Here is a 5,149-nt window from a genome sequence, read left to right on the forward strand (position 1 = left end):
CTTTTTAACATGTTGAACATCTAATAATGTCATCTTTTTCTCCTAACAATTTCTTATAAGACTATCATACTGAAAAGAAAAGCAACTTTCCATACTTTAACCTTTCATTTTTTCACTTTATCTTACATTTTTGTAAGATTGCTTGAATCTGTACTGATATCAAAGGTATATCTCAATGACTATATTGCAGCCAGAAATAATATTGACTAGTTGCACAACCCATTTTTGTCTTTTCAATCTCCTCTTTGGAAATCTTTTCTGTTCTTGCAATGGATTTTTTCTTTAATAAATTTGTTTTCATGATCTGCCTCCTTGTAAAAGTTGAATGTCATCAGAAATTCTTATAAACTTTCTGTTTTTCTTTACATTTATATGATACAACTCCAAGCACAGCCTTACCATAACTTAACCTTTCATTTAGGCTCTAAAAACTTACATTTTTGTAAGAAAAAAGGCTTGAACATGTGTCCTCAGCCTTCTGAATATAACCACAATATCGAACTTATTCTCTTGTACGATTTCTTCTTAATTTTACAAGTGTCACATTGATTTTCTTCATTTTTAGATAAATATCTAATCGAACAAATAGCCAAATTAAAATATAAATAACAATAAAATCCAGCCAAAATTCAGTCCGTGCCAGATTAAAAGCCCAACCATTATAGACCATCATGACACTAACCACCATTAAAGTAAGAAAAAAATGAATCGTCAACTGTAGCAAATAAGAAAAATGGTCAACCTCAAATAGCAAAGTAAACAAACCAATCAAAGCACTCATTATCAAGATGCTGATGATATTAATAGTTGTCACTGGTGATTGCTGAATACGAAAAGCCAAGACAAGTAAATAAGCTAAGGAACCAGTACGTAGACCTTCTAGCATAGATACTACAATTTTTAATGTTTGCTCCTTTCTACAAACCAAGATAATCCATTAGTAATCTGATGTATATTCGACTAACACTTGATTTAATATTGTTCGTCAATCAAGTTGTCATACTTCCCGAAAAGCTATCCGACAATGATAGTAAATGGTCAATATTGATAACAGCATGTTTAGAAATCTGAATAAAATTTTTACGATTAATCCGACTGACAATGAACCAGCTCATCAGGAGCGATCTTTTGATATAAGTCACATCAGACTTCACGAAGCTGTGGCATACTGAGTTGAAGAGGATGACGACTCGGTGTATAATGGAAAGTGTCCATTTGGTTTACCTCTCTGCTTTTTTCTTCACTTGCAGTGTACACCAAATGGGCTTTTTTGTGAAGCAAAATCAACTAGCAACAGGGGGAGTATGTTTCTTTCGTTGTCAATAAGGTGCCCATTTTAATTGAATCCCCATCATCTTTTTAAAATAATCTTGCGCTGCTGTATTATGATGAAAAGTAGTGGCTAAGTTATCTTTCATCATTACTTGCCTAAAGAGAGACGCAACATAAGTAGAGGGGGTACATTTCATAATCATTTGAGCAAACGATGGCAGAACTCCTATTGGAATGTAAGTTCCAACTCAGAAGCCAGAAGCAGCTCCGATAATCGTTGCTAACTTTCCAAGCGTATCCACTGATTTGAAACGATTCACAAGAATACCATTAAAAATAGAACATAAGAGTGCATTGAGCACCATAATAAGGAGAATCTGAGGCAGCAAAGTCCAATCAAAGATAATCTGATCTTCCCAGATAAAGTAGTCTTCCATGACAGCAAACATAATGATTTGCATCAAAACTCCAATAAAGGTCGTACTCAGAAGGTAACTGATAGACAAGCCCCAACGTCCCAAGTCTGTCAGAATCAAATCTTGTGTTACTTTGCTTTCTCTATCTTTTGCTAGTTGAGAGAAACTGGAAAATGTCGTGGTCAATCCTGTAATGGCAGGCGTTCCACTAATCAGCAACGAATCCAATAATTGATTGCTATGAGGAACCTGACTCCATGAATCCTTGATATTTACTTTTAAAAAGACTAAATACAAAATAAAGGAAATCATCGCGCCAAGAAGCGATAAAATTACCCCACTACGATTACGAAAATAGAGCAAAATATTTCTTTTCATTAGCATCATCATGTTAACGTACCTCTCTTCCTGTTAATGACATAAATGCGTCATCCATTGTTCCTGGGCGAAATTCAAATTGCCGAATAAAAGAACGACCACGTGTTAGAAGTCCTAAATCCATTCCTGTCGTTTCTGGATGTATCAAAAATTCATTTGGTCTGACTTCCTCAAAAGAAATATTTCCTTCCATAATTTCTTTAAAGTCAGCAGAATTCGTCACAAATACCTTCAGAAAATTCTGGGCGTATTGTTCCTTAATTTGATCAGCAGAGCCTTTGGCAATGACTTGCCCATAATCCACAATATAAATCATATCTGCATCATCTGCTTCATCTAAATAATGAGTGGTTAAGATAACCGTCATCTTCTCTTTTATTTGCAACTGGTGAATCAGCTCCCAAATGGCTTTCCTAGTTTGAATATCTAAACCTGTAGTTGGTTCATCAAGAAAGAGAACATCTGGGTTATTCAATAAAGCACGTGCGATATCTACTCGTCGCTTTTGCCCACCTGATAAAGTCCCATATAATTGTGTTGAAAATTTTTTCAACCCTAATTGCTCAATTAAACTATCAACTTTTCCTTTGTCAATCCTATTATATTGACCTGCCCTAATGTCTAAATTTTCTCGTACTGTTAGCATATCATCCAAAACGCTATTTTGGAAAACAACGCCTAATTTAATGTTACTATTATACAAGATCTCTCCTGTTGTAGGTTGTAAAAGTCTGGTTAACATTTGAATTGTTGTGGACTTTCCAGCACCATTTGGCCCTAAAATAGCCGTAAAACTACCTGCTTCAATCTGAAGATTCAGATCATGAACTGCTCTCTTGTTACCATAAATTTTACTAAGATGTCGTGTTTCTAGTATCATAACATTCCTCCAATAAACTTTATAAGCTTATCATACTCCTCAGTTTTAAAAAAATCTCGCATTTTTAGATAAGAGGTTCTCTGGAATAGATAAGAGGTCAAAATTGCAAGATAAAACCACTCGTCAAAAGACGAATGGTTTAAAACGCTTATCTTGCTATGATTTTTCGATAACTTCTAGATGTTAACATGAAAACAAGAATATAAACGAGTAGGAAAATCCCGCAGGTTGTAATGGTTGTTTGGATTAAAAGTGGTACATTTGTTGCGCCTAAGAGGGCTACAATCAGCTGCAACATGTGAAAGGCAGCAGCAATGTGAAGAAAGGCAAAAATAAGTGGCAAGAAGAAGACTGTTAAAATCTGCTTGCGAATGGTTGCCTTGGTTTGCTTTTCATCTAAACCGACTTTTTGCAAAATAACAAATCCTTCCCGGTCTTCGTATCCTTCAGAAATTTGTTTGTAGTAAATAACCAATACTGTTCCCAGCAAGAAAATTACTGATAAGAAGATACCAATAAAGAGGAGAGTCCCTGTTACACCTTGGTATTCTTTTTCAATCCTTTTACGTTCAGAAACACCAATGCCTCCTTTTTCTTGACCTTGCCGCTCATGAATCGCATCGAAAAGACTCTCTTGAAGTTTGACCTTTTTATCAGAAGATTGAATACCTATAAAATAAGTGTAGGCTTCTTTAAGACCAATTTGATTAGGCTGATTAACCACCATATAGATAAATTTTTGTGATATGAAGTTAAAGTCAGTACTAATCTTTCCATGTGTGAAATCTGTTGTCAGATACTCTTTTATTTTCCATGATTTTCCGTTGATTGTGAGAGCTTGTTTTTGATTGATTTGAAGATTTTTGGTATAAAGGAGCGCTTCATCATCAGATAAATGAACTTTCCTTCCTGTCATTTTTTCGTATTCTTGACGACTGATAATAAGAAAACCTCCAAACATTTTTTGAGCTTCTTCTATGCCTAGTTGCTTTGTATTTTCAGAAACTGTTAATTGGTTTCCCTTGATTTTTGAAATAGTGGAAATTTGATAACTATAATCTTCATACTGAGCATTGCGTATTCCCTTTTTGCGCACGATGTCTTTTACCGCCTGTAAAATTGCAGCATTTTTATCTGTCGTTGTTTCACCTGTAATTGAGATATTGTAATCCTTTGGATACAAAGAAGTCATGTAATCTTTCCCGCCAACATAAATATTAAGCGAGCCCACCAGTGTTACTAAGAGCATGGTTGAAAGAATGGAAATCGTTGCTAATCCAGCTGCATTCTTGCGCATACGAGAAATCAAATTAGAAACCGAAATAAAATTCTGCGTTTTGTAGTAGTATCTTTTTCTTTTCTTTAAAAATTGCAATAGTGTAATCGTTCCTGCATTAAAGAGGAGATAAGTTGCTAGCACAACCATGAGAACTGCGATAAAAAAATTCAAAATTGCGGCAACTGGTTTCTCAACTGTGAGGGCAATGTAATAAGCCATAGCTAGCAGCCCCAGTCCTAGGAATGTTTGCAAGCCAAGGAAGCGTCCCTTTTTTTCTCCAGCTTTCTTTTCTCTCATCAAATGAAGTGAGCTGTAACGAAGCAGGCGTATAGAGTTTAACAAGAGAATGATCGCAAAGGCAACACTCAGACTGACTAGAACAGTAAAGACATTCAACCATTGAAAAGTTGAAGCAATGACGACTTTCAGACCCATAAATTTCAATAGAACAGCAAACAATAATTTGTCTAAAACGAGACCCAAACCAAGTCCTAGCCCCACAGTTACTAAAGCAAAATAAAACAGTTCAAAGAAGGTCATCAGAAGCAACTGGTGCTTTTCCATTCCTAAAATGCTGTAAACTCCCAGCTCTTTGGAGCGATTTTTCATGACAAAGCTATTGGCATAGGTCACGAGAATCAAGACGGCAATCTGAATTACCCAAATTCCAAATTGCAAGGTCGTACGAGCAGCCGATCCACCATAAGTAGATTCCAGATTAGGACTATAAGCTAACGATACAAAACTATATAAAATTGCTGTCGCTACAATGGTTGCCAGAGCAAAGGGATAGTATAAGCTCCGATTTTTTACCAAGTTTGAAAGTGCAAGTTTATTGGTTAGTTTGAACATAATCGCCCACCTCGCTTGCCATGACTGTTAAGGTATCTGAAATCTCTTGGAACATCTGCCGCTCCGTCTTGT

Annotated in this window: 4 protein-coding genes and 3 pseudogenes; all 7 read right to left on the reverse strand. The window is 35.7% G+C overall.

From position 1 onward, the window contains the following. Positions 1-172: 172 nt before the first annotated feature. Positions 173-301 (reverse strand): hypothetical protein, encoded by a 129-nt coding sequence (locus tag HMPREF2542_RS10120; protein WP_006269823.1) that lies wholly within the window; start codon positions 299-301, stop codon positions 173-175. Between the two features lie 201 nt (positions 302-502). Further along, positions 503-928, reverse strand: a complete 426-nt coding sequence (locus HMPREF2542_RS04310; RefSeq protein ID WP_261674377.1) for a DUF3021 domain-containing protein — start codon at positions 926-928, stop codon at positions 503-505. Beyond that, positions 918-1,097: pseudogene (locus tag HMPREF2542_RS10125) on the reverse strand (LytTR family transcriptional regulator DNA-binding domain-containing protein); the annotation flags it as partial. The pseudogene HMPREF2542_RS10125 and the gene HMPREF2542_RS04310, both read right to left, overlap by 11 nt. A 205-nt stretch (positions 1,098-1,302) precedes the next feature. After that, positions 1,303-2,078 (reverse strand): annotated as a pseudogene (locus tag HMPREF2542_RS04315) (ABC transporter permease); the annotation flags it as partial. Between the two features lies 1 nt (position 2,079). After that, on the reverse strand, positions 2,080-2,946 hold the full coding sequence (locus HMPREF2542_RS04320; RefSeq protein ID WP_058670257.1) for an ABC transporter ATP-binding protein: 867 nt from the start codon (positions 2,944-2,946) through the stop codon (positions 2,080-2,082). A gap of 148 nt (positions 2,947-3,094) precedes the next feature. Beyond that, positions 3,095-5,077 (reverse strand): ABC transporter permease, encoded by a 1,983-nt coding sequence (locus HMPREF2542_RS04325; RefSeq protein WP_070484404.1) that lies wholly within the window; start codon positions 5,075-5,077, stop codon positions 3,095-3,097. After that, positions 5,058-5,149 (reverse strand): annotated as a pseudogene (locus tag HMPREF2542_RS09540) (ABC transporter ATP-binding protein); the annotation flags it as partial. The pseudogene HMPREF2542_RS09540 and the gene HMPREF2542_RS04325, both read right to left, overlap by 20 nt.

Origin of the sequence: Streptococcus sp. HMSC034B05 (assembly GCF_001809055.1) — a bacterium.
GTDB lineage: Bacteria > Bacillota > Bacilli > Lactobacillales > Streptococcaceae > Streptococcus > Streptococcus constellatus.

Excerpts from the sequence above, each read along its gene's own strand:
- HMPREF2542_RS04325 (WP_070484404.1), bottom strand. The coding sequence starts at position 5,077 with ATGTTCAAACTAACCAATAAACTTGCACTTTCAAACTTGGTAAAAAAT.
- HMPREF2542_RS10120 (WP_006269823.1), bottom strand. The coding sequence starts at position 301 with ATGAAAACAAATTTATTAAAGAAAAAATCCATTGCAAGAACAGAAAAG.
- HMPREF2542_RS04320 (WP_058670257.1), bottom strand. The coding sequence starts at position 2,946 with ATGATACTAGAAACACGACATCTTAGTAAAATTTATGGTAACAAGAGA.